Origin of the sequence: Candidatus Accumulibacter sp. ACC005 (assembly GCF_907163215.1) — a bacterium.
Classification (GTDB): Bacteria; Pseudomonadota; Gammaproteobacteria; order Burkholderiales; family Rhodocyclaceae; genus Accumulibacter; species Accumulibacter regalis.
Genome location: NZ_CAJQUB010000014.1, coordinates 183,939 through 206,177 on the forward strand (window position 1 = coordinate 183,939; position 22,239 = coordinate 206,177).

General features: G+C 62.8%; 24 protein-coding genes and 1 riboswitch. Of the genes, 17 read left to right on the forward strand and 7 right to left on the reverse strand.

Features of this window, described 5'->3' with window-relative positions; all coding sequences use genetic code 11:
* Positions 1 to 6: 6 nt before the first annotated feature.
* The 8 genes from QZ613_RS17465 to nudB all read left to right on the forward strand — a co-directional run bounded on the left by QZ613_RS17465 (position 7) and on the right by nudB (position 6,396).
* Positions 7 to 1,245: a type II secretion system F family protein gene (locus QZ613_RS17465; RefSeq protein WP_043568091.1), complete on the forward strand. Its 1,239-nt coding sequence runs from the start codon at positions 7 to 9 to the stop codon at positions 1,243 to 1,245.
* 45 nt (positions 1,246 to 1,290) lie between these two features.
* Positions 1,291 to 2,115 carry an A24 family peptidase gene (locus QZ613_RS17470; protein ID WP_291983382.1) on the forward strand — a complete coding sequence of 275 codons (825 nt, stop codon included), beginning with the start codon at positions 1,291 to 1,293 and terminating at the stop codon, positions 2,113 to 2,115.
* A 117-nt stretch (positions 2,116 to 2,232) separates the two neighbouring features.
* Complete coding sequence (locus QZ613_RS17475) at positions 2,233 to 2,598, forward strand: FmdB family zinc ribbon protein (protein ID WP_043567943.1); 366 nt, start codon at positions 2,233 to 2,235, stop codon at positions 2,596 to 2,598.
* Entirely contained in the window at positions 2,595 to 3,248 is a 654-nt protein-coding gene (locus QZ613_RS17480; RefSeq protein ID WP_291983329.1) for a DUF502 domain-containing protein, read from the forward strand. The genes QZ613_RS17475 and QZ613_RS17480 overlap by 4 nt, the downstream gene beginning before the upstream one ends.
* A 21-nt stretch (positions 3,249 to 3,269) precedes the next feature.
* Entirely contained in the window at positions 3,270 to 5,072 is a 1,803-nt protein-coding gene (gene aspS / locus QZ613_RS17485) for an aspartate--tRNA ligase (RefSeq protein ID WP_291983331.1), read from the forward strand.
* 68 nt (positions 5,073 to 5,140) lie between these two features.
* Positions 5,141 to 5,488, forward strand: coding sequence for a ribonuclease domain-containing protein (locus QZ613_RS17490; RefSeq protein WP_043568096.1), 348 nt, complete (start codon positions 5,141 to 5,143; stop codon positions 5,486 to 5,488).
* 12 nt (positions 5,489 to 5,500) lie between these two features.
* A complete protein-coding gene (locus tag QZ613_RS17495; RefSeq protein WP_291865922.1) occupies positions 5,501 to 5,944 on the forward strand; it encodes a barstar family protein in 444 nt (147 codons plus the stop codon).
* On the forward strand, positions 5,941 to 6,396 hold the full coding sequence (nudB, locus tag QZ613_RS17500) for a dihydroneopterin triphosphate diphosphatase (RefSeq protein WP_043567951.1): 456 nt from the start codon (positions 5,941 to 5,943) through the stop codon (positions 6,394 to 6,396). The genes QZ613_RS17495 and nudB overlap by 4 nt, the downstream gene beginning before the upstream one ends.
* On the opposite strand, the gene QZ613_RS17505 is transcribed toward nudB, so the two are convergent.
* Positions 6,359 to 6,571 carry a cysteine-rich CWC family protein gene (locus QZ613_RS17505; RefSeq protein ID WP_291865919.1) on the reverse strand — a complete coding sequence of 71 codons (213 nt, stop codon included), beginning with the start codon at positions 6,569 to 6,571 and terminating at the stop codon, positions 6,359 to 6,361. The two genes, nudB and QZ613_RS17505, sit on opposite strands and share 38 nt — an antisense overlap.
* A 293-nt stretch (positions 6,572 to 6,864) precedes the next feature.
* Between QZ613_RS17505 and QZ613_RS17510 the strand changes: the two genes are divergently transcribed.
* The 5 genes from QZ613_RS17510 (at position 6,865) to rpoH (ending at position 10,248) form a co-directional block, all read left to right on the forward strand.
* The gene (locus QZ613_RS17510) at positions 6,865 to 6,999 is read left to right on the forward strand and encodes a hypothetical protein (RefSeq protein ID WP_291983333.1); all 135 of its coding nucleotides are present in this window, start codon (positions 6,865 to 6,867) and stop codon (positions 6,997 to 6,999) included.
* A 48-nt stretch (positions 7,000 to 7,047) separates the two neighbouring features.
* Entirely contained in the window at positions 7,048 to 7,338 is a 291-nt protein-coding gene (locus QZ613_RS17515; protein ID WP_291921998.1) for a hypothetical protein, read from the forward strand.
* Between the two features lie 49 nt (positions 7,339 to 7,387).
* Positions 7,388 to 8,647 (forward strand): multiheme c-type cytochrome, encoded by a 1,260-nt coding sequence (locus QZ613_RS17520; RefSeq protein WP_291983335.1) that lies wholly within the window; start codon positions 7,388 to 7,390, stop codon positions 8,645 to 8,647.
* Positions 8,648 to 8,759: 112 nt separating this feature from the next.
* Positions 8,760 to 9,230 (forward strand): hypothetical protein, encoded by a 471-nt coding sequence (locus QZ613_RS17525; protein ID WP_291865910.1) that lies wholly within the window; start codon positions 8,760 to 8,762, stop codon positions 9,228 to 9,230.
* A gap of 157 nt (positions 9,231 to 9,387) precedes the next feature.
* A complete protein-coding gene (gene rpoH / locus QZ613_RS17530; RefSeq protein WP_043567959.1) occupies positions 9,388 to 10,248 on the forward strand; it encodes an RNA polymerase sigma factor RpoH in 861 nt (286 codons plus the stop codon).
* Between the two features lie 99 nt (positions 10,249 to 10,347).
* Here the strand turns inward: rpoH and tkt are convergent, their stop codons facing one another.
* The 3 genes from tkt to QZ613_RS17545 are packed head-to-tail and all read right to left on the reverse strand — an operon-like array spanning position 10,348 to position 14,488.
* Positions 10,348 to 12,411 carry a transketolase gene (gene tkt / locus QZ613_RS17535; RefSeq protein WP_043567962.1) on the reverse strand — a complete coding sequence of 688 codons (2,064 nt, stop codon included), beginning with the start codon at positions 12,409 to 12,411 and terminating at the stop codon, positions 10,348 to 10,350.
* Between the two features lie 59 nt (positions 12,412 to 12,470).
* On the reverse strand, positions 12,471 to 13,346 hold the full coding sequence (locus QZ613_RS17540) for a phosphoribulokinase (RefSeq protein WP_043567965.1): 876 nt from the start codon (positions 13,344 to 13,346) through the stop codon (positions 12,471 to 12,473).
* 59 nt (positions 13,347 to 13,405) lie between these two features.
* Positions 13,406 to 14,488 (reverse strand): class 1 fructose-bisphosphatase, encoded by a 1,083-nt coding sequence (locus QZ613_RS17545; protein WP_043567968.1) that lies wholly within the window; start codon positions 14,486 to 14,488, stop codon positions 13,406 to 13,408.
* Between the two features lie 118 nt (positions 14,489 to 14,606).
* On the opposite strand from QZ613_RS17545, the gene QZ613_RS17550 reads away from it, so the two are divergent.
* Positions 14,607 to 15,518: a LysR substrate-binding domain-containing protein gene (locus QZ613_RS17550; RefSeq protein WP_043567970.1), complete on the forward strand. Its 912-nt coding sequence runs from the start codon at positions 14,607 to 14,609 to the stop codon at positions 15,516 to 15,518.
* Positions 15,519 to 15,573: 55 nt separating this feature from the next.
* Here the strand turns inward: QZ613_RS17550 and QZ613_RS17555 are convergent, their stop codons facing one another.
* The 3 genes from QZ613_RS17555 to QZ613_RS17565 form a co-directional block, all read right to left on the reverse strand.
* On the reverse strand, positions 15,574 to 17,070 hold the full coding sequence (locus QZ613_RS17555) for a sensor histidine kinase (protein WP_291865904.1): 1,497 nt from the start codon (positions 17,068 to 17,070) through the stop codon (positions 15,574 to 15,576).
* On the reverse strand, positions 17,039 to 17,719 hold the full coding sequence (locus QZ613_RS17560; RefSeq protein WP_043567974.1) for a response regulator transcription factor: 681 nt from the start codon (positions 17,717 to 17,719) through the stop codon (positions 17,039 to 17,041). Before QZ613_RS17560 ends, QZ613_RS17555 begins: the two co-directional genes overlap by 32 nt.
* Before the next feature lie 334 nt (positions 17,720 to 18,053).
* The gene (locus tag QZ613_RS17565; protein WP_043568110.1) at positions 18,054 to 19,232 is read right to left on the reverse strand and encodes a M20 aminoacylase family protein; all 1,179 of its coding nucleotides are present in this window, start codon (positions 19,230 to 19,232) and stop codon (positions 18,054 to 18,056) included.
* An 82-nt stretch (positions 19,233 to 19,314) separates the two neighbouring features.
* On the opposite strand from QZ613_RS17565, the gene rapZ reads away from it, so the two are divergent.
* The 3 genes from rapZ (at position 19,315) to ahcY (ending at position 22,236) form a co-directional block, all read left to right on the forward strand.
* Positions 19,315 to 20,196, forward strand: a complete 882-nt coding sequence (gene rapZ / locus QZ613_RS17570) for an RNase adapter RapZ (RefSeq protein WP_043567977.1) — start codon at positions 19,315 to 19,317, stop codon at positions 20,194 to 20,196.
* Positions 20,196 to 20,570, forward strand: coding sequence for a NusG domain II-containing protein (locus tag QZ613_RS17575; protein ID WP_291983336.1), 375 nt, complete (start codon positions 20,196 to 20,198; stop codon positions 20,568 to 20,570). Before rapZ ends, QZ613_RS17575 begins: the two co-directional genes overlap by 1 nt.
* A 78-nt stretch (positions 20,571 to 20,648) precedes the next feature.
* Positions 20,649 to 20,721: riboswitch (S-adenosyl-L-homocysteine riboswitch) on the forward strand.
* Between the two features lie 105 nt (positions 20,722 to 20,826).
* On the forward strand, positions 20,827 to 22,236 hold the full coding sequence (gene ahcY / locus QZ613_RS17580) for an adenosylhomocysteinase (protein WP_043568113.1): 1,410 nt from the start codon (positions 20,827 to 20,829) through the stop codon (positions 22,234 to 22,236).
* Positions 22,237 to 22,239: the final 3 nt, after the last annotated feature.

A 22,239-nucleotide genomic window follows, 5' to 3' on the forward strand; every position in this document is an offset into this window, starting at 1 on the left:
GGAATGATGGCGACCGCAGCGAAACGCACCAGAAAAGCCGAGCCGGAAGTCAAGGAATACGTATTTCTCTGGGAAGGGAAAAACAAGGCTGGCAAGGTCGTTCGCGGCGAGCAGCGCGCCAACAGCCAGAACGTCGTGCGCGCCACGCTTCGGCGGCAGGGGATTCTGGTCAGCAAGGTCACCAAGCAGCGCTTCAAGGGTGGACGGCAGATCACCGAGAAGGACATCACGCTGTTCACGCGGCAGCTGGCGACGATGATGAAATCAGGCGTGCCGCTGCTGCAGACGTTTGAAATCGTCGGGCGCGGGCACGACAACCCGTCGGTCGGCAAACTGCTCCTGGACATCAAGGCTGACGTCGAAACCGGCAGTTCCCTGTCGCAAGCGTTCCGCAAGCACCCGCTGCAGTTCGACCAGTTGTACTGCAACCTGGTCGCTGCCGGCGAGCAAGCCGGTATTCTCGAAACGCTCCTCGACCGCCTGGCGAACTACAAGGAGAAAATGCTCGCCATCAAGTCCAAGATCAAGGCAGCACTGTTCTACCCGGTGGCGATCATCGTCGTCGCTTTCATCATCACCGCGGTGATCATGATTTTCGTCATTCCGGCCTTCAAGGAAGTCTTCAGGAGCTTCGGTGCCGATCTGCCCACGCCGACACTGGTGGTGATCGCCATATCGGACTTCTTCATCGACTATTGGTGGGCCATTTTCGGCGGTACCGGTGCCGCCGTCTATGGCTTCTTCTATTCCTGGAAACGTTCGGAAAAAATGCAAATGGCGTTCGACCGCCTGTTTCTCCGCTTGCCGATTTTCGGCGACATCATTCGCAAGTCCGTGATCGCCCGCTGGACGCGGACGCTGGCCACCATGTTCGCGGCCGGCGTGCCGCTGGTCGAGTCGCTGGAATCGGTCGGCGGCGCTGCCGGGAACCACGTTTACAAGGTCGCCACCAGGCAGATCCAGGGTGAGGTCAGCACCGGTACCAGCCTCACTTCGGCAATGCAGAACACCGCGCTTTTCCCGAACATGGTCAATCAGATGGTGGCCATCGGCGAGGAGTCCGGCGCCCTCGATTCAATGCTCGGCAAGGTTGCCGACTTCTTCGAGGCCGAGGTGGACGACGCGGTGGAAGCACTTTCCAGCCTCATGGAGCCGATCATCATGGTCGTTCTCGGCGTACTGATCGGCGGCATGGTGATTGCCATGTACCTGCCGATCTTCAAACTGGGCGCCGTCGTCGGCTAACCTGGGATCGTGACCGACCTGTTCCCGGCGGACCTGCCCCCTGCCATGTTCGCGCTGATCTGCGCAGTGCTCGGGCTGCTGGTTGGCAGCTTTCTCAACGTCGTCATTCACCGCTTGCCGATGATGATGGAACGTGACTGGCGCAACCACTGCGCCGAGCTGTGCGGTCAGGCACCACCGCCACACGAACCACTGTCGCTGGCCAGGCCCGGCTCGCGCTGTCCTGCGTGTGGGCACGCGATTACTGCGCTCGAGAACATTCCAGTACTGAGCTGGCTGTTTCTCCGTGGCCGCTGTTCGGCGTGCGCGGCACCGATCTCGCCCCGCTACCCACTCGTTGAAGCGACAAGCGGCCTGTTGTCCGCCCTTGCCGCCTTCCATTTCGGCTATGGCTGGGCGGCTGCTGCCGCCATGCTGCTGATATGGAGCCTGATCGCGCTGACCTGCATCGACTTCGATAGCCAGCTGTTGCCCGATGCGATCACGCTGCCACTGCTCTGGGCGGGCCTGCTGTTCAACCTGTTCGGCACCTTTGCCGACCTGCAGTCGGCGGTGATCGGGGCGGTGTGCGGCTATCTTGCCCTGTGGTCGGTGTATTGGGTGTTCAAGCTGACCACCGGTAAGGAGGGCATGGGCTACGGCGACTTCAAGCTGCTCGCCGCTCTCGGTGCCTGGCTCGGCTGGGAGATGCTGCCACTGACCATCCTGCTCTCGTCGCTGCTTGGCGCAGTGGTCGGCATCGCCTTGATCGCCATAGCCAAGCGCGGGCGCAGCGTGCCGATTCCCTTCGGCCCCTACCTGGCCGCCGCGGGCTTACTGGCACTGTTCTGGGGCAAGCCACTTACGCGCGCCTACCTGAGTCTGCTGTAGCTTTCCCGGCCGGAAACAGGGGTCCTTGGCGACGTGCCGGGGACGGGCAAACGACACCTGGGTTCGCGTATAATCGTGCCCTTTCGGGCGCCAGCCTGCGTCTTTTGAGGGTTTGTCATGCCGATTTACGCCTATCGCTGCGAAACTTGCGGTTTCACAAAGGATCACCTGCAAAAACTCAGTGACGCGGCCTTGAGCATCTGCCCCGAATGCGGCCAGGCAACGTATCGAAAACAGGTCACGGCTGCCGGCTTTCAGTTGAAAGGAAGCGGCTGGTACGTGACCGATTTCAAGGGGGGCAACAAAGCCCCGGCAACGGCCACCAAGGGCTCCGAAAGCAAGGATAGCCCAGCTGCCGGCGGTACGGCGAGTTCATCAAGTGCGGCGAACTCGACAGCTTCGGAGAAGTCAGGAACTTCGGCGAGTCCGGACACTGCGTCCACCAGCGCGAAGAGCACGCCGGCGGCCAACGGCAAGGAATGAAGCGCTACTTCATTACCGGACTGCTGATCTGGGTACCGTTGGCCATCACGGCCTGGGTACTGGTGCTGATCGTCGGCACTATGGATCAATCGATGCGCCTGCTGCCGGCGGCGATGCACCCGCGCACGCTCCTCGGCTTCGACATCCCGGGTGCCGGGGCGATCCTGACCCTGCTGATCATCATGATCACCGGCTTGCTGGCGGCCAATTTCATCGGCCAGCGGCTGGTGCTGTGGTGGGAACATCTGCTGGCGCGCATTCCGGTCGTCAATTCGATCTACAACAGCGTCAAGCAGGTTTCCGACACCCTCTTCTCGTCGTCCGGCAACGCTTTTCGCAAGGCGCTGCTGATCGAGTACCCGCGGCGCGGGGCTTGGACGATCGCTTTCCTCACTGGCAAGCCGGGCGCCGATGTGCTCCACCATCTCGACGGTGACTACGTCAGTGTCTACGTTCCGACGACACCGAACCCGACCTCGGGTTTCTTCCTGATGCTGCCGAGGAGCGACGTCATTGAACTGGATATGAGCGTCGATACGGCGCTGAAGTACGTCATCTCGATGGGCGTTGTGGCGCCGCCGCCCAGAAACGCGGCAGCGTCGAAACGGACCGCCGCCGTCACGCCGCCCATCGACCCCACCAAAATCTGATACCAGCCACCCGGAAACAGCATGCGAACTCATTATTGCGGACAAGTCAATTCACAGCTCATCGGCCAGGAGGTAAGGCTTTGCGGCTGGGCGCATCGGCGGCGGGACCACGGCGGCGTCATCTTCGTCGACCTCCGCGACCGCGAGGGCCTGGCCCAGATCGTCTGCGATCCCGATCGTCCGGAAATGTTCGCGGCCGCCGAAGCGGTGCGCAGCGAGTTCTGCCTGCGCGTTACAGGCAAGGTCCGTGCCCGCCCCGAAGGTACGGTGAACCCCAACATCGCCAGCGGCGAAGTCGAGATTCTCTGTCACGCAATGGAGATCCTCAACGCTTCGGCAACCCCGCCGTTCCAGCTTGACGAGGAGAACCTGTCGGAGAGCATTCGCCTTCAGCACCGGGTGATCGACCTGCGCCGGCCGCAGATGCAGAAGAACATGCAGCTGCGCTACCAAACGGCACGCGCCTTCCGCCGCTTCCTCGACGATGCCGGCTTCATGGACATCGAAACGCCGATGCTCACCAAGAGTACGCCGGAAGGCGCGCGCGACTATCTGGTGCCGTCGCGCGTTCATCCGGGGCAGTTCTTCGCCCTGCCGCAGTCGCCACAACTGTTCAAGCAACTGCTGATGGTCGCCGGCTTCGACCGCTACTATCAGATCGTCAAGTGCTTTCGCGACGAGGACCTGCGCGCCGATCGCCAACCGGAATTCACCCAGGTCGATATCGAGACTTCGTTCATGGCCGAAGGCGAAATCGTCACGCTCATGGAGGAGCTGATCCGGGCGGTGTTCCGCGAGGTGATGGCCGTCGAACTGCCCAACCCCTTTCCCCGCCTGAGCTACGGCGAGGCGATGGATCGTTACGGGTCGGACAAGCCGGATCTGCGCGTCAATCTCGAACTCGTCGAAGTCGCCGACGTGCTCAAGGACGTTTCCTTCAAGGTCTTTGCCGGCGTCGCGAATAGCCCGAGCGGCCGCATTGCTGCTTTGCGCGTTCCCGGCGGCGCCACTCTGACGCGTGGCGAGATCGACGCGTACACCCAGTTCGTCGGCATCTATGGTGCTCGCGGCCTGGCCTACATCAAGGTCAACGATGTTACCCAGCTCAACGAAACCGGCCTGCAATCGCCGATCGTCAAGAACCTGCATGAAGTTGCGCTGAAAGCCATCGTCGAGCGCACCGGCGCGCAGTCCGGCGATCTGATTTTCTTCGGTGCCGACAAGAGCAAGGTGGTCAATGACGCCCTCGGCGCTCTGCGCGTCAGGATCGGTCACGAAAAGAACTTCCTCAACGGCAATCCATGGGAACCGGTGTGGATCGTGGACTTCCCGATGTTCGACTTCGACGAAACCGAGCGCCGCTGGACGGCCTGCCACCACCCCTTCACCAGCCCGAAGGACGGCCACCTGGAGCTGCTGCAGAGTGACCCCGGTCGCTGCCTCGCGAAAGCCTACGACCTGGCACTGAACGGTTCCGAGCTGGGTGGCGGCTCGGTGCGTATCCACCAGCCCGAGGTACAGGAAAGCGTCTTCAAGGTACTCGGCATCGGCGACGAGGAGGCGCAGCTCAAGTTCGGCTTCCTGCTCGACGCGCTCAAGTACGGTGCGCCACCGCATGGCGGCCTGGCCTTTGGCCTGGATCGCATCGTCGCCATGATGGCCGGCGCCGAGTCGATCCGCGACGTGATCGCTTTTCCGAAAACGCAGCGCGCGCAGTGCCTGCTCACCGACGCGCCGAACAGCGTCGACGAGAAGCAGTTGCGAGAGCTGCATATCCGCCTGCGCCAGAAAGTCGAAACGCAGGTCGAGGTCGGCAAGGGCTAGCAGCCGTGCTACGCGCCGCCAGCCATTTTCGCCTGCTGCTGGTCGCGGCGCTGCTCGCGCTGCTTGGCCTGCTCGGCCCGAGCGGCGCCACGCAGGCACGCGAAAACGCCCCCCTGGCGAGCATCACTCTGGCCGAGTTGCCCGCCGAAGCGCTGCAAACCTTGCGCCTGATCAAGCAAGGCGGACCATTCCCCTATCCGCACAAGGACGGCAGCAATTTCGGCAATTTCGAAAAGCACCTCCCCTTGCAGCCACGCGCCTACTATCGTGAATACACGGTGCCGACGCCAGGCAGCCGCGACCGCGGTGCGCGGCGCATCGTTGCCGGAGAGGGACGCGGCGGCGATGTCGCCACCTCCGGCGAGTATTACTACACCAGCGACCACTACCGCAGCTTCCGCCGCATACGCGAATAGCCACGACCGACCATGACACAGAAAGACCTGCAAGCTCTGTTGGAGGATTCACGCCAGGCCGGCATCTACCGTCTTCCGCACGGTGATCGTCGGGCCCTGCGCGACGCTGCCGAAGCCGCCGGTTTCGCTTGTTTCGAAGCCGATCTCGGCGACTCGGACCAGATCCACGGGGTACTGACGCGGCTCGGCCGCCAGCTCGGCTTCCCCGAATGGTACGGCGGCAACTTCGACGCGCTGAAGGATTGCCTGAGCGATATCTCGTGGCGCGAAGAGTGCGGTTATCTGCTGATCCTGTCGCGAGCCGAAGCCCTGCAGTTCGCGAACGCGAACGCTTTTCGGACGCTCAACGAAGTCTTCGCCGCGGCAATCGACGAATGGCGTTCGCAGGGTGTTCCGATGTGGGTTTTCTACGACCTCGAGGCCGACGGGTTGGCAACACTTCCGACCTTGGAATGACCGCCTACAAGCGACCGGTATCGGTCCTGGTTGTGGTCCATACCCCCGACCTGCAGGTGCTGTTGCTTGAGCGTGCCTCGCATGCGGGCTACTGGCAGTCGGTCACCGGCAGCCAGGAAGCCGGCGAGGCGCTGGCCGACACGGCGCTGCGTGAGCTTGCCGAAGAGACGGGCATCAGCGCGCCTCCAGGCGACCTGCACGACTGGCAGATGAGCAACCGCTACGAGATTTTTGCCGAGTGGCGACATCGTTACGCGCCGGGAGTCGTGCACAACACCGAGCACGTTTTCTCACTGCAGGTAGCGGCCGGGCAAGCGGTCGTCATTGCTCCCGACGAGCACCTCGACTACTGCTGGCTGCCCTGGCACGAGGCCGCTGAGAAGTGCTTTTCGTGGAGCAACCGCGACGCGCTGCTCATGCTGCCGGAAAGGGTTTCCCTGGCTCAGCGCTGAAGCGCTGCGTCAGGCAGGTCGGGCAAAAACAACTGCCTCCCGCCTCCGGCGCCAACGAAAGCGGCGCCTTCTCCATGCACCAGCAGCTTGCCAGGCCCGCCGCCGCACCACAGACGAAGGACGTGCCGCAAGCGGGGCAGGTACTCGCTTGCGGGTTTTCAGGGACCTTCGGCACGGCGTTCCTCGCTCTCCGGATTCACTCTCATCAGGGGTCTCGCCCTTCGACTGGATCGGCCCCCGCGGCTCATGAACCGATTCTGCGCCCTGCCGTCACCTTGTCAAGCATGAATGTAAATGCACTCTGCTCGACGGAGCTTCAGGCAGAGCGATGCAGGCGAGAAGAAAAACACGAGAAAGGTGTAAGCATCGGCCCGCGTGTGGCGACCAAGCGCTATCAGAGGACATCCGCAGGGCGTCGCCGGCGCTGATGAGTGCAGCGGAAACGAACGCAAGGAGAGGAAATCAGAGATGAATCCGACAGCGAAACCCCTGGCCCTGGCCGTCGCACTTGCCGGTGGACTGGCACTGCCGATGGCCGCCGCGCACGCGGCCAACCCCCGTAACCCCTGCACGGCAAGAAAACCCTGTGCTGTAAGGAAATAGCGGATGGTCCGCTAGATTGTGTAAGAGAAACCACCCAAGGAGACGCCAATGAATACGAATACCCTGAAGCTTGCTCTCGGCACAGCCGCCCTTGCTCTCGCCGTTCCGTTTGCGCACGCGGCCAATCCCTGCGCCGCCAAGAATCCGTGTGCAGCGAAAAACCCCTGCGCAGGAAGATCCGCGGCGACCAAGATGGCCAATCCCTGTGCGGCAAAGGCGGCAAACCCCTGCGCGGCGAAGAACCCGTGCGCAACGAAAAATCCCTGTGCCGCGAAGAATCCTTGCGCGGCGAAGAACCCCTGCGCTGCCAAGAACCCTTGCGCAGCCAAGAAGATGTGAGCATCGCCCGAGCATGTTCACCTCGGCAGTAACCACGGGAAGGGTGCTCTTGGCCCTTCCCGTTTTGCTGTTCGTTCTCAACGCCTGTGACAGAAGCGAGACGGTGCGCTCACCAGCCCTCACAGAACGAACCCCGGTTACCGAATCCGCGCAGGCGATCAGCGCTTTTCTCGAGCGCCACTGGGTGCGTCCACTGCCCGCGCAGGGCAAGGCTCCCGAGCAGTTCAGCGCGCTCGAAGCGTCGCTGATGCCCAGCGATTGCGGTAGCTGCCACACCGAGCAATACCGGGACTGGCAGACAAGTTTGCACGCCCAGGCCATGGGGCCCGGCTTGATGGGGCAGTTGCTGGCCATGGCGCCGACGGCGCGCGACGAACATCAGGATTGCCTCCGCTGCCACGCACCTCTGGCCGAACAGGCCAATGATCTGCTGGCTGAACTCGCGGCGGCCGAACACGCGTCAGCAGACGCGGCGCCTTCACCGGCAACCCCTTCTCTGCACCAGCATGGGCTCGTCTGTGCCGCTTGTCATGTCCGGGCTCATCAACGTTCCGGACCTCCGCGGCGCGATGGAACGGCACCCGACGCGGTCGAGAGTGCTGCGTTGCCGCACGCCGGCTTCGTCGCCACGGACGCATTCGAAGATTCCCGCTTCTGCTCTGCCTGCCATCAGTTCCAGCCCGACGAATACGCGCTGAACGGCAAGCTGCTGGAGAACACCTACGACGAATGGAAAGTCTCGCGACACGCCCGGGAAGGCCGCAGCTGCCAATCGTGTCACATGCCCGAACGCCGACATCTGTGGCGAGGCATTCACGATCCGGAAATGGTCCGCGCTGCCGTCACCTTTTCAGTGGAAGGCGGCGAGTGGACCAACAATGTCATCCGCGCGGCTCTGAGCGTGCGCAACACCGGCGCTGGCCATTACCTGCCGACCTATGTGACACCCAGGCTGGTCGCCGAGATCGAGCAGCTCGACGGCGACGGCCGCAGTCTGCCGGGGACACGCATCGAACACCTGATTCAACGCCTGGTCCCTCTCGATCTCGGCAGCGAAACCAGCGACACGCGCCTGGCGCCCGACGGCGAGCTGCGCCTGGTCTACGAGCGGCCCGTGCATCGAGCCGCCGTGGCACTTGCCTACCGCTTGCGCGTCGAACCTGACGAGTTCTACGCCCGTTTCTACCGTGCGCTGCTGGCCGACGGCGCGGCAGAAAAAGGTCGGGAGCTCATCGCCCTGGCGCTCAAGCAAGCAGAATCGTCCTCTTTCCTGGCTTTTGAGGAGCGGCGAGTGCTGCCGCAGCGATGAGCCCGCCGACCCCATCGCGGGGCGTGCGCAAACACCGTCACACGTGGCTTGCGTCTTTTCACTGGTCCGCGCTTGGCGGCACAACTAGAAACGTTTCTGAGGAGAAATTGCCATGACCATCGCAAACAAGCTCTTAGTAACTCTCGTTCTCGCCGCCCCAGGGCTTGGCGGCAGCGCACTGGCCGCCGGCGGAAGCGCCGCGGTCATCGTCGAACTGACGCAGGTCCCCTGCCAGTTCCTGGAGAGCGAGCAGGGCACCAACCACGGCTATCGCAGCACCAAGATCCAGGACTGCGAGGCCATCAATGCCAAGTCTGGCGCCAGCCGCGTGCAAACGGCGAAAACCCTGCAGCTCAAGCCGGGCAAGACGATTTTTCGCGTCACCAACAAGGACGTTCCCTACGAACTCGGCTTCTGGTTGCGTGGCGAAGGGATTGCAGGGCGGGTCACGCTGCCCAGTGTCTCCGGCGGTGGCCTGCTTGCAGGCAAGACGCAGGACTACGTAATCGATCTCCAGCCCGGCGAGTACGTCTATTCGTGCCCGCTGAACCCAACGCCCGACTATCGGCTGGTGGTGCACTGAACCGGCCACGTCTCTGCCTTGCTCGCCGTTCGTCGCAGATCTTGGTATCGATCTATCGCTTGTCTGAGGGTGAACCTTCTCTAGCTTTAGCACTCTCAGACTGTGAGTGCTAAAATACAAGTGATAGCAAGTAAACAGCAAGGAGGAGTGCATCCAAATGACGCAAGCTTTGGCTTTACCAACGATCTCCGCGGTTGGCAGCATCGACGCGTATATCCAGGCGGCCAGACAGGTTCCCATGTTGACCGAAGAGCAGGAGTTCGCTCTGGCGACCCGCTTCCGCGAAGAAAGCGATCTCGACGCTGCGCGGCAGTTGGTTCTTTCGCACCTTCGTCTGGTGATTTCCGTTTCTCGCGGCTATCTGGGTTATGGCCTGCCGCATGCGGATTTGATTCAGGAGGGCAATATCGGGCTGATGAAAGCCGTCAAGCGCTTCGATCCGGGGCGCGGAGTTCGGCTGGTTTCGTTTGCCATCCACTGGATCAAAGCCGAGATCCATGAGTACGTGCTCAAGAACTGGCGAATGGTGAAACTGGCAACGACCAAGGCGCAGCGCAAACTGTTTTTCAACCTGCGCAGCATGAAAGCGAACCGCGACGCTCTCGGCCCGGTTCAGGTTGCCGACATCGCCCAACGCCTGAACGTCAAAGCCGACGAGGTCATGGAAATGGACACGCGCCTGTCAGGACACGACACGGCGTTCGACGCGCAGGCTGACGATGACGAGGCCTTCGTGCCTGCGGCCTATCTCGCCGACCACTCCAGCGAACCGGTGCACGTCCTTGAAGGGCGTGCCCGTGACCGACTGCACAGCGACGGCCTGCAGAATGCCCTGGGCAGTCTCGACCCACGTAGCCGCCGGATTGTCGAAGCGCGCTGGCTGACCGAAGAAAACCCGGCAACCCTGCACGATCTCGCCGGCGAGTTCTCGGTTTCCGCAGAGCGGATTCGGCAGATCGAGGTCAAGGCAATGCAGAAGATGCGCGCCAATCTGGCGCCGCTGGTGGCGAATACCTGAGGGGGCACGCAAAGTCGCGGGTGGAGGTGCCGCCTGCACACAAAAAAAGCCGGCAATGCCGGCTTTTTTCCTGCCCCAAGGCCAAAGTTTCGTCTCTCGTCAGCTGCCCCTTTCCGCCTTGCCTGGCAGAGCCTTTTTCGCGGCTGATGACGGCGCCTTCACCAGGCGGCGCGCCGCGGCGACAACGCTCGCCACGTTGATGGCGAAGAAATCGTAGAGATCGGCCGCCGGCGCCGACTCGCCAAAACGGTCGATTCCGACGACGGCACCGTTGCCGCCGACGTACTTCCACCACAGATCGGGATGCCCGGCCTCGATAGCGACGGCCGGCAGCGACGGCGGCAGCACCTGCTGCCGGTACGCCAGCGGCTGCAGATCGAAACGCCGCGTACACGGCATCGAAACCACGCGCGCGACGATTCCTTCCTCTTCGAGTGCCGCCCGCGCGGCGATGGCGATGTTCAACTCGGAACCGGTGCCGATCAGCAGCACGCTCGTTGCGACGCTGTCCGCGTCGCCGATGACGTAGCCGCCGAGCTTGATGCGGGCGATCTGCGCGGCGCTGCGCGCCAGCGCCGGCAGGTTTTGCCGGGAAAGCAGGAAGCACGAAGGGCCATCGCTTCGTTCTAGGGCAGAAGTCCAGGCGACCGCCGTCTCGACGGCATCGGCCGGGCGCCACACGTCCAGCCCGGGAATAAGGCGCAGGGACGCCGCGTGCTCGATCGGCTGATGCGTCGGGCCGTCCTCGCCGAGGCCGATCGAGTCGTGCGTGTAGACCATCAGCTGGCGCAGCTTCATCAGCGCGGCGAGGCGAATTGCGTTCCGTGCGTAATCGGAAAAGACCAGGAAAGTCGCGGTATACGGAATGAAGCCGCCGTGCAGCGCGATGCCGTTGGCGATCGCCGTCATGCCGAACTCGCGCACCCCATAGTTGATGTAGTTGCCGGCCTGTTCGCGGTTGGCCGGGCGCGTGCCGCTCCAGTTGGTCAGATTCGACCCGGTCAGGTCGGCCGAGCCACCGAGCAGCTCTGGCAGCACAGGGGCCAGCGCTTCGATGACATTCTGCGAAGCCTTGCGCGTGGCGACGGCGCCAGCCGGTGTTGCGCACTGTTTGAGCAACGCGGCGACGTGCCGGCTCCAGTCGGCAGGTAACTCGCCCTGCATGCGACGGGCAAACTCGGCGGCCAGCTCCGGGTAGGCGACACGATACGCGGCAAAGCGCAGCTTCCAGTCATTCTCGGCGTCGGCTCCAGAAACGCGCGCGTCCCAGCCAGAACGAACATCAGGAGGGATTTCGAAAGGGGCAAACGGCCATTCGAGCAGGCGGCGCGTGTCGGCAATCTCGGCCGCACCCAGCGGCGCCCCGTGCACCTCATGCGTACCGCCCTTGTTCGGCGAGCCAAAACCGATCATGGTCTTGCAGCAGATCAGCGTCGGCCGCCCGGTCTGGGTCCTGGCAATACGAATCGCTGCCTCGATCGAATCGGCGTCGTGGCCGTCGCAATGGGCTACCACCCGCCAGCCGTAGGCCTCGAAACGCTGCGGCGTGTCGTCGGCGAACCACGGCTGTACGCGCCCGTCGATGGAAATGTCGTTGTCGTCGTAGAAGACGATCAACTTCGACAGCGACAGGCGCCCGGCCAAGGAACAGGCTTCGTGCGAAACGCCTTCCATCAAGCAGCCGTCGCCAATGAAGGCATAGGTGTAGTGGTCGACGATCTTGTGCGCCGGGCGGTTGAAGGTCTCGCCCATCAGGCGCTCGGCGAGCGCCATGCCGACGGCGTTGGCCAGCCCCTGCCCGAGTGGTCCGGTGGTCGTTTCGACCCCGGTGGTGATCCCGAACTCGGGGTGACCGGGCGTCTTCGAGTGCAGCTGTCGAAAGCGCTGCAGCTCCTCGATCGGCAGGTCGTAGCCGCTGAGATGCAGCAGCGCGTAGAGGAGCATCGAGCCATGCCCGTTGGAGAGCACGAAACGGTCGCGGTCGGCCCAGCACGGATTGGCCGGATTGTGCTTCAGGTGATGACGCCAGAGGACCTCGGCGATGTCGGCCATGCCCATCGGCATCCCGGGATGACCGGAGTTCGCCGCCTGCACGGCGTCAATGGCGAGAAAGCGCAGGGCGTTGGCGCAGCGGCGGCGTAGCTTGCGGGATGCGGTGGGCACGGAAATCTCCTTCCCTCAGGGTAGGGCAACTGTCGTCGACCAGTGCGTGGCGATGGCGTTCAGCGCGTACGGCGCTTCTTGTCCATCAACTGCATGATCATCGGCGTAAAAATGATCTGCATCGCCAGACCCATCTTGCCGCCTGGGCAGACGATGATGTTCGGGCGCGACATGAACGAACCATGCAGCATGCTCAGCAGATAAGGGAAGTCAATGCCATGAGGATTGGCGAAACGGATCACCAGCATGCTTTCGTCAGCCTGCGGGATATCCTGGGCAATGAACGGATTCGAGGTGTCGACCGTTGGCACGCGCTGGAAATTGACGTGCGTCCTGGAAAACTGCGGGCAGATGTAGTTGATGTACTCAGGCATCCGTCGCAGGATGGTATCGACCACCGCTTCGGTTGAGTAACCGCGCTGCGCCTTGTCGCGATGCAGCTTCTGGATCCATTCGAGGTTGATGATCGGGACGACACCGACGCACAGGTCGACATGGCGCCCGACGTCAACGGTTTCGGTACGCGCCGCGCCGTGCAGACCTTCGTAGAACAGGAGGTCGGTCCCTGCAGGGAGGTCAGCCCAGGGAGTGAAAGTTCCCGGTGGAGAAGCGTAAAGCTCGGCTTCAAGATCGTCATGCACATAGTGGCGACTCTTGCCACCACCGCTCGCGCCGTACGTTCGGAACAAGGCTTCGAGTTCGGCGAACAAATTGGCTTCGGGTCCGAAGTGACTGAACTGGTGGTCACCGGCAAGCGCCTTCTCGGCCATCTTCTCGCGCATCTCCAGGCGATCGTAACGATGAAAACTGTCGCCCTCGATAATCGCGGCGTTGAGGTTCTCGCGCCGAAAGATGTGCTGGAAGGCCTTGGTCACCGACGTGGTTCCGGCGCCCGAGGAACCGGTAATCGCGATGACCGGGTTCTTGATCGACATTGGAAATTCCTCCTGTAACTGAAGTTGAACGGTGTCCGCGCGGCTGCCCGATACCGGGCTCAATCGTCCCGGAACAGGGTACGCGTCGAGAACAACGGCGAACTGAAGGGCTGATCCTCACCGGTCTCGTGCTCGCGATGGTAGCGTTCGATTCGTTCGACCTCGTCACGCGAACCGAGAATCACCGGTACCCTCTCGTGCAGGCTGGTCGGTTGCACGTCGAGAATGCGCTGGCTGCCGGTTGACGCCAGGCCACCCGCCTGGGCGACGATCATGGCCATCGGGTTCGCTTCGTACATCAGGCGCAAGCGACCGGGCCTGGACAGATCCTTGCTGTCGCGCGGGTACATGAAAACGCCGCCGCGCATCAGGATGCGATGAACTTCGGCAACCATCGACGCCACCCAGCGCATATTGAAGTCCTTGCCGCGAACGCCGCTCTGCCCGGCCAGACACTCGCTGACGTAGCGCTGCACAGGCGGCTCCCAGAAGCGCTCGTTGGAAGCGTTGATGGCAAACTCACGCGTTTCCGGCGCGATCACCAGGTTCGGGTGGGTGAGTAGGAATTCGCCTATGTTGCGATCGAGCGTAAAACCATGCGTTCCGTTGCCGACGCTCAGTACGAGCATTGTCGATGGTCCGTAGAGCGCGTAGCCGGCGGCAACCTGCTGCGCGCCCGGTTGCAGAAAATCGACCGCCGTCGGCGCCCCGCCACTACAATTCTCGGGGCAGCGCAGGACCGAAAAGATGCTCCCCACCGACAGGTTGACGTCGATATTCGATGAACCGTCGAGCGGGTCGAAAACCAGCAGATAGCGGCCGCGGGGGTTTTCGGAGGGAATCGGAAAAATATCCTCCATCTCCTCGGAGGCCATCGCCGCCAGGTGACCACCCCACTCGCAGTGGCGGAGGAAGGCCTGGTTAGCGAGGACGTCGAGCTTCTTCTGCCCTTCGCCCTGGACGTTTTCGCTGCCGGCATCACCCAGCAGATCGGCCAGAGAACCACGCGAGACGCCCTGGGCAATGGCCTTGCAGGAACGAACAATGTCGCTCATGAGCATTGAAAAATCACCGACCAGCGACGGATTGCGGCGCTGCTCTTCGATCAGGAACTTGTTGACATTGGTACGTCCGCATAGCATGGCGGTACTCCGGAAGATGAAATCTTGGCTGGTCGATCAGCGATGCCCCGATTCTAGCCGCCTGATAGAAAAACTCTAGTTAAAGCTATTGTCTATTTTATTTAATGAAAACTAACCGATGAGAAACGCGACTATCCGTCAGCTGCAGATTTTTTCGGTCGCCGCCAGCCATCTCTCGTTTGCGCGGGCGGCCGAGAGTCTGCATCTGACGCACGCGGCCATCTCGCTGCAGATCAAGCAGCTGGAGGAAGTCTGTGGAACCCTGCTCTTCGAGCGCATCGGCAAGCGCGTCTTTCTGACCGAAGCGGGGGAGATCCTGCTCGAACACGCGCGCCAGATCCTGCAATCGCTGAAAGAGGCCGACGAAGCGCTACTGGCGCTGAAAGGTCTGAAAGGCGGACGCATCGCCATCGCCGTTGCCAGTACGGCCGAGTATTTCGCGCCGGGGCTGCTGGCACAGTTTCGCAAGACGCACGCCGACGTACGTATCCGCCTGCTCATCGACAACCGCGACACGGTCTTTCGCCTGCTCGCCAGCAACGAGGTGGACCTGGCGATCATGGGCCGGCCGCCGCCGGCCCTCGACGCCACGGCGGTGGCCTTCGCGCCGCACCCGCTGGTGATCGTCGCCGCTGCCGACCATCCCCTGACCCGGCGGCCAAGCGTCGCCGTCGAAGACCTGGCCAGTGAAATGCTGATCGTTCGCGAGACGGGATCAGGCACACGCTCGGCGATGGAAGAGTTCTTCCAGGAGCGCTCGATCAAGCCGCGCATCGGCATGGAGATGGGTAGCAACGAAGCCATCAAGCAGGCGGTCGTCGCCGGACTGGGGATCAGCTTCCTCTCCCAGCACACGCTCGGACTCGAACTCAGCGCCGGGCGGCTGAGCGTCCTGAAGGTCGAGGGAACGCCGGTGATGCGCCGCTGGCACATCGTCCGCCACAAGAGCAAGCACCTGACGCCAGCGCTGGCCGCCTTCTGGGATTTCGTGCTGGAATTCGCGCCAGCCTACCTGCGCAAGCGGGTCTGACGATTCGGTCGCCAAGGCGAGCCGACACGCGCGACCAGCTCGGCGGCGGCATGGATCAGGCAAAGCCGGTGCGCGTGGTGGCTGCCGGTATCGGCAAGCGAGACGGCTGCAGGCGACGCAGCGGGAAAACGATCCTGGCAATACAGCCGCACGCCGCTTCTCCACCCGCGTCGCCGGTCTTCGGACGCAGGCTGGCTGCAGCCTGATGGACCTCGGCAATTTCGCGAACGATGGCCAGGCCCAGGCCGCTTCCCTCGCCATCGCTGCCGTCGGCCCGATAAAAGCGGTCGAAGACCTTGTGTGAATCGTCGTCGGAAATACCGCTGCCACTGTCTTCGATCTCGAGCAGGGCAAAATCGCCCTGCCCGAACACCCGCGCCGTGACCCGCCCTCCGGCGGGCGTATAGCGCAGGGCATTGTCGAGCAGGTTGTTGATCATCTCGCGCAAGAGAAAGGCGTTGCCGACAATCGGCACCGGACCGGCCGGTTCGTAACCCAGATCGATGCGCTTCTCGAGCGCCTGCACGACCCAGGTTTCGACGATTTCGCGCAGCAACTGCTCAAGGTCGAGTGGCACCAGCGTTTGCTGCGAATGCCCGCTCGCCTCGGCCCGCGCCAGCGCCAGCAACTGGTCGACCAGGTGCGAGGCGCGATCGACGCCGGTGAGAATCTGCCTCAGCGCGTGCCGCAACTCGGCCGGGTCACGCTCACCCATGGCCAGCTGCGCTTGCGTCTTCAGGCCGGTCAGCGGCGTTCGCATCTGGTGTGCGGCGTTGGCGATGAACCGGCGCTGTGCTTCGACGTTGTTCTGCATTCGCGCCAGCATCGAATTGAAAGCTTCGGTCAGCGGTCGCAGCTCCTCGGGGACGCGACTCAGCGAAATCGGCGAGAGGTCTGCTTCGCGACGCGCTTCGATACGGTTACGCAAGCGGGTCAACGGACGCAGTCCCTGCGACAGCCCGAACCAGACGAGCACGACCGCCAAAGGGATGATCACGAACTGCGGCAGGATCACGCTGGCAATGATCTTGTTCGCCAGCTGGGAACGCTTCTCAGTCGTTTCGCCGACCTCAATCAGAACGCGATGGGTCGGCGAGCCCGGGCTGGCGAAGACATAGGTATAAGCGACGCGCAACGTCTGGCCGCGGTACTCGTCATCACGGAAATGAACCTCGCCCGACTCGACGCTCCCCAGGCCGGCAGGCAAGGGCGGCACCGGCAGTTCGGGATCTCCGACAACCAGGGTGCCGTCAGCGTCAATGAGGTGAAAATAGACGTTGTCGATCTCGTCGGAACGCAGAAAAAGCTGCGCCAGGCCGGGCATCGCCAGCTGCGGACGCCCGTCGGCGAAGGTAATCTGGCGCGATATCGCCGCCACATGTTCGCGCAGCGACTGATCATAGGGGAAGCTGGCAACGCTGTTGGCAAAGTAATGGGTGAAAGCGATGCTGATCGGCCACACGAAGAGGAGCGGTGCAAGCATCCAGTCCAGGATCTCGCCGAACAGCGAGCGCTGGACGTCAGGGTCTCGTTTCTTCCGCAGGTTTCTCAAGATAGTATCCGAGGCCGCGCACGGTCGTGATATTGACACCCGTCGCTTCGAGCTTCTTGCGCAAGCGATGGATATAGACCTCGATGGCATTGTGGCTCACTTCCTCGCCCCAGCCACAGAGATGATCGACCAGCTGGTCCTTGCTCACCAGCCGTTTGGTACGCGAGAGGAGAATCTCCAGCAGGCCGAGCTCGCGCGCGGAAAGGTCGAGCATCTCGCCATCGACCATCGCGCAGCGGTCGGTCTGGTCAAAGGTCAGCAAGCCACACTGGATGAGACGTGCCGTCCCCGAAGAGCGACGGCTCAGCGCACGCACACGCGCCTCCAGCTCCGGCAGTTCGAACGGCTTGGCCATGTAGTCGTCGGCACCCAGGTCAAGCCCCTTGACGCGGTCGTCAATGCCGTCAAGCGCGGTCAGGATCAATACCGGGGTGCTCGACTTGCGGGCACGCAGCCGCCGCAGCACGTCCAGCCCGGGCAACTTTGGCAGGCCCAGATCGAGAATCACCAGATCGTAGACGTTGGTCATCAAAGCCGTATCGGCGTCGATTCCCGTATAGGCGCAGTCGACTGCGTAGCCCGCCTTGCGCAGCGAGCGGCTAAGGCCATCGGCAATGATTCGGTCGTCTTCAGCAAGAAGGATGCGCATCGATCTCGGTTCGTTGCCTGGCGTACGTAAGCTGCCTGTAAGCCCCCGCTTTTAGGCTACGCACGCTGTTCTCCATTTCATGGTCTTCGGAGTTCTGGTTGCGACCGGAACTTGGGGAGTGTCCGGGTACCGCCCTGGGCACTCCCCACCATTTTTTGCCGACCCTGCCGCGGCGCCGAAACCAACGTCATGCTACGGGACGGGCGGCCGCCGGGGACACGATGGCCCCGCTTTCCGTGCGAGTGTAACAAAAAACCCTCGCCTGTCGTGGCCTTCCGAAAGTCATGCCGACGTCTTGACGAATCGCCGACGGCCTCGCCTATTCGCCTGCGATTCAGGCCTTGCCGCGCTTGAGCCAGGTTTCTGCCAGGCGTACCCAGTAACTGATGCCGAGCGGCAGGATTTCGTCGTTGAAGTCGTAGTGGGGATTGTGCAGGGTGCAGCCGCCGCTGCCAGGACCGTTGCCCAGCCAGACGTAACAACCCGGCTTCTCAGCCAGCATGTAGGCGAAGTCTTCGGCGCCCATCGACGGCAGCTCATCGACCCGCAGCTTGTCGGCGCCGAGCAAATCCCTGACCACCTGACGACAGACTTCGCTTTCCGCAGCGCTATTGACCGTTGCCGGATAGCGGTGGTCGAAGCGCACCGAGATCTGCGCACCAAAGGCGCTGGCCATGCCGGTGCACAGGCGCTCGACGGCGCGCTCGACCAGCACCTGTGTTTCGCCATTGAAGCTGCGGATCGTGCCACGCAGGACGGCATCGTCGGGAATGATGTTCCACGCCTCACCGCCGTGCATCTGAGTGACGCTGACGACAGCCGACTCGCAAGGGTGGACGTTGCGCGCCACGACGGTCTGCAAGGCGAGCACCAGCTGGCTGCTGACGACCAGCGTGTCGACACCCTGATGCGGCATCGCGGCATGGCAACCGTGCCCACGCACCCAGATCTCGAAGGCGCACGTCCCGGCCATCACCGGCCCCGGCATCACCGCCATTTCGCCAACCGGGATTCCGGGCCAGTTGTGCAGGCCAAACACGGCGTCCATCGGAAACTTCTCGAACAGGCCGTCGGCAATCATCACCGCAGCCCCTCCCTCCGACTCCTCGGCAGGCTGGAAGATGAAATGCACGCTGCCGTCAAAATCGAGCTCGTCGACGTGCCCGGCCATGTAGCGCGCGGCGCCGAGCAGCATCGCTGTATGGCCGTCGTGACCACAGGCGTGCATCAGGCCTGCGGCGGTCGAGCGGTGCGAAAAGTCGTTCTTCTCGAGCAGCGGCAGCGCATCCATGTCGGCGCGCAGGCCAATCGCCCGCCCGCTGCTGCCTTTGCGCAGCGTCGCCACGACGCCCGTCTGCGCCAGCCCACGATGAACCTGCAGGCCGTAGCTGCTCAGCTCGCGCGCGACCAGATCGGCGGTGCGCAACTCATTGAAAGCAAGCTCCGGGTGCGCGTGAATGTCGCGCCGGATGGCCGCCAGCTCGTCGACAAAGGGAATATCAAAAAGACTCATGAGCCTGACCAGAAAAATTGGAAAATCGAGTGTATGCCAGACTGGCTTGCTCGTGGCGGCGCGCACCGTTATCCTTGCTCACATGCATCTCGTTCTCATTAGCGGCCTCTCCGGTTCCGGCAAATCGATCGCCCTCAAAGTGCTGGAGGACGCTGACTACTACTGTGTGGACAACCTTCCCTCCCAGTTGTTGCCGCAACTGGTCGCGCAACTCGATGCGCAGGGCTATCACAAGGTCGGCGTGGTGATCGATAGTCGCGGCGGCGACAGCGTCGCCAAGCTCCCGCCACAGCTCGACGCCCTGCGCGCCAGGGATCTCGAACTGCAACTGCTGTTTCTCGACGCGCAGGACGACACGCTGATCAAGCGCTACTCGGAAACGCGGCGCCGGCACCCGCTGGCCAGCGATCGGCTGACCCTCACCGAAGCCATTGCCGAGGAACGTGTGCACCTGGCCGGCCTGTCCGCCATCGCGCACCACATGGATACCAGTGTCCTCAAGCCCAGCTCGCTGCGCGAGTGGGTGCGCCAGTTTGTCGCCACCGACGACGACGCCGATCCCCGCCACGGCCTGGCGCTGCTGTTCGAATCCTTTGGCTTCAAGAACGGCATTCCGCTTGACGCCGATCTGGTATTCGACGTCCGTTGCCTGCCCAATCCCTACTACGAAGTCAACCTGCGCGCGCTGACCGGCCGTGACCTGCAGGTCGTTTCCTTTCTCGAAGCCGAACCCGAAGTCCTGCGCATGCGCAACGACATTGCCGGCTTCGTTCGTGCCTGGCTACCGGCGTACGTTCGCGACAGTCGCAATTACCTGACCGTGGCCATCGGCTGCACCGGCGGGCAGCACCGCTCGGTGTACCTCGCCGAGCGGTTGGGACGTGAATTCCGCAGCAGTGCCCGGGTACTGGTTCGGCACCGTGAATTGGCGCCGCCGCCGATGGCCGCTCTCGACATCCCGTAATGCTCTGGCTCGGGCTGTTCAAGCCCGGCGACTGGCTGATCGTGGCGCTGGGCCTGGCCCTCTGCGCCACCGCTTTCCCGCTCGCCTGGCAGGCCGGCGCTGCTGAAAAAGCGATCGTCCGGCGTGGCGGCGAAGTCTTCTCGGCGCTCGACCTGTCGCGCAATCGCCGCATCGATGTCCCAGGCCCCTTGGGCGTCACGACGGTGGTCGTCGAGCAGCGTCGTGTGCGCATCGCTGCGGATCCTGGCCCACGCCAGTACTGCGTGCGCCAGGGCTGGCTATCGCGGCCCGGAGAGATCGCCATCTGCGCTCCGAACCAGGTCAGTGTCGAAGTGCAGGGAAACAGGCAGCCTTACGATTCGCTGTCCTACTGAATGCGGAGCGCCATGGCCGTCCCTGTGTGACGAATGCCCTGGTTTTGCAGACAGCGATCCGCGTTATAATGGCAAGCCTAATCCGAGGGGCGCTGCAGGGCTGTCGTTCGACAGTTTCAGGCTCGGATTTCTCAAACGGCGCTCATCCAACCAACCCATGCCGGGCATGGGAAGCGGGGTGGGCCCAGGCTGAAGTCCTTCAGTAAGGCACGCTCCGGCTTCCTTGCCCGTCAAAGTTCCGAAGGAGCCACCTGTGCTGGACGCTTTTAGCAAGACCCAAGACTACGTCATTGCCGACCTCGGCCTCGCCGACTGGGGCCGCAAGGAAATACGCATCGCCGAAACCGAAATGCCTGGCCTGATGGCGATTCGCGAAGAATTCGCCGCCGCCAAGACGCTGCAGGGTGCCCGCATCACCGGTTCGCTGCACATGACCATTCAGACCGCCGTACTGATCGAAACGCTGACCGCCCTCGGCGCCGAAGTGCGCTGGGCGTCGTGCAACATCTTCTCGACCCAGGACCATGCCGCCGCCGCCATCGCCGCATCCGGCGTACCGGTATTCGCCGTCAAGGGCGAATCGCTGACCGATTACTGGGACTACACGCACCGTATCTTCGAGTGGCCCGACGGCGGTTTCAGCAACATGATCCTCGACGATGGCGGCGACGCGACGCTGCTCCTGCACCTCGGCGCCAGAGCCGAAAAGGACCTCTCGGTGCTCGCCAAGCCGACTTCCGAAGAAGAGACCATTCTCTTCGCGGCAATCAAGGCCAAGCTGGCCAGCGATCCTGCCTGGTACTCGGTCCGCCTGGCGGCGGTCAAGGGGGTCACCGAAGAAACCACCACCGGTGTGCATCGTCTTTACCAGATGCACGCCAAGGGTGAGCTGCGCTTCCCGGCGATCAACGTCAATGATTCGGTCACCAAATCGAAGTTCGACAATCTCTACGGCTGCCGCGAATCGCTGGTCGACGGCATCAAGCGCGCCACTGACGTGATGATCGCCGGCAAGATTGCCCTGATTGCCGGCTACGGCGACGTCGGCAAGGGCTCCGCCCAGGCCATGCGCGCCCTCTCCGCGCAGGTCTGGGTGACCGAGATCGACCCGATCTGTGCGCTGCAGGCAGCCATGGAAGGCTTCCGGGTAGTGACCATGGACTACGCTGCCGACAAGGCCGACATCTTCGTCACCTGCACCGGCAACTATCACGTCATCGACCATGGGCACATGGCCAGGATGAAGAATCAGGCCATCGTCTGCAACATCGGGCACTTCGACAACGAAATCGACGTCGCCTCGGTCGAGGGTTACGACTGGGAAGAGATCAAGCCACAGGTCGACCATGTCATCTTTCCCGACGGCAAGCGCATCATCCTGCTGGCCAAGGGTCGCCTGGTCAACCTCGGCTGCGGCACCGGCCACCCCTCGTACGTGATGAGTTCGTCGTTCGCCAACCAGACCATCGCCCAGATCGAGCTGTTCACGCGTACCGCCGATTATCCGGTCGGCGTCTATACGCTGCCCAAGCATCTCGACGAAAAGGTCGCCCGCCTGCAGCTCAAGACGCTGAACGCGCAGCTCAGCGAATTGAGCGATGCGCAAGCCGCGTACATCGGTGTCGCCAAGAATGGTCCCTACAAACCGGACCACTACCGCTACTGATGC

Coding starts and splice junctions, on each gene's coding strand:
- QZ613_RS17525 (WP_291865910.1), top strand. CDS start 8,760: ATGACCATCGCAAACAAGCTCTTAGTAACTCTCGTTCTCGCCGCCCCA.
- QZ613_RS17560 (WP_043567974.1), bottom strand. CDS start 17,719: ATGCGCATCCTTCTTGCTGAAGACGACCGAATCATTGCCGATGGCCTT.
- QZ613_RS17565 (WP_043568110.1), bottom strand. CDS start 19,232: ATGAGTCTTTTTGATATTCCCTTTGTCGACGAGCTGGCGGCCATCCGG.
- QZ613_RS17545 (WP_043567968.1), bottom strand. CDS start 14,488: ATGCTATGCGGACGTACCAATGTCAACAAGTTCCTGATCGAAGAGCAG.
- QZ613_RS17495 (WP_291865922.1), top strand. CDS start 5,501: ATGACACAGAAAGACCTGCAAGCTCTGTTGGAGGATTCACGCCAGGCC.
- QZ613_RS17475 (WP_043567943.1), top strand. CDS start 2,233: ATGCCGATTTACGCCTATCGCTGCGAAACTTGCGGTTTCACAAAGGAT.
- QZ613_RS17465 (WP_043568091.1), top strand. CDS start 7: ATGGCGACCGCAGCGAAACGCACCAGAAAAGCCGAGCCGGAAGTCAAG.
- QZ613_RS17480 (WP_291983329.1), top strand. CDS start 2,595: ATGAAGCGCTACTTCATTACCGGACTGCTGATCTGGGTACCGTTGGCC.
- rpoH (WP_043567959.1), top strand. CDS start 9,388: ATGACGCAAGCTTTGGCTTTACCAACGATCTCCGCGGTTGGCAGCATC.
- aspS (WP_291983331.1), top strand. CDS start 3,270: ATGCGAACTCATTATTGCGGACAAGTCAATTCACAGCTCATCGGCCAG.
- nudB (WP_043567951.1), top strand. CDS start 5,941: ATGACCGCCTACAAGCGACCGGTATCGGTCCTGGTTGTGGTCCATACC.
- QZ613_RS17540 (WP_043567965.1), bottom strand. CDS start 13,346: ATGTCGATCAAGAACCCGGTCATCGCGATTACCGGTTCCTCGGGCGCC.
- QZ613_RS17575 (WP_291983336.1), top strand. CDS start 20,196: ATGCTCTGGCTCGGGCTGTTCAAGCCCGGCGACTGGCTGATCGTGGCG.
- rapZ (WP_043567977.1), top strand. CDS start 19,315: ATGCATCTCGTTCTCATTAGCGGCCTCTCCGGTTCCGGCAAATCGATC.
- QZ613_RS17550 (WP_043567970.1), top strand. CDS start 14,607: ATGAGAAACGCGACTATCCGTCAGCTGCAGATTTTTTCGGTCGCCGCC.
- QZ613_RS17470 (WP_291983382.1), top strand. CDS start 1,291: ATGTTCGCGCTGATCTGCGCAGTGCTCGGGCTGCTGGTTGGCAGCTTT.
- QZ613_RS17510 (WP_291983333.1), top strand. CDS start 6,865: ATGAATCCGACAGCGAAACCCCTGGCCCTGGCCGTCGCACTTGCCGGT.
- QZ613_RS17515 (WP_291921998.1), top strand. CDS start 7,048: ATGAATACGAATACCCTGAAGCTTGCTCTCGGCACAGCCGCCCTTGCT.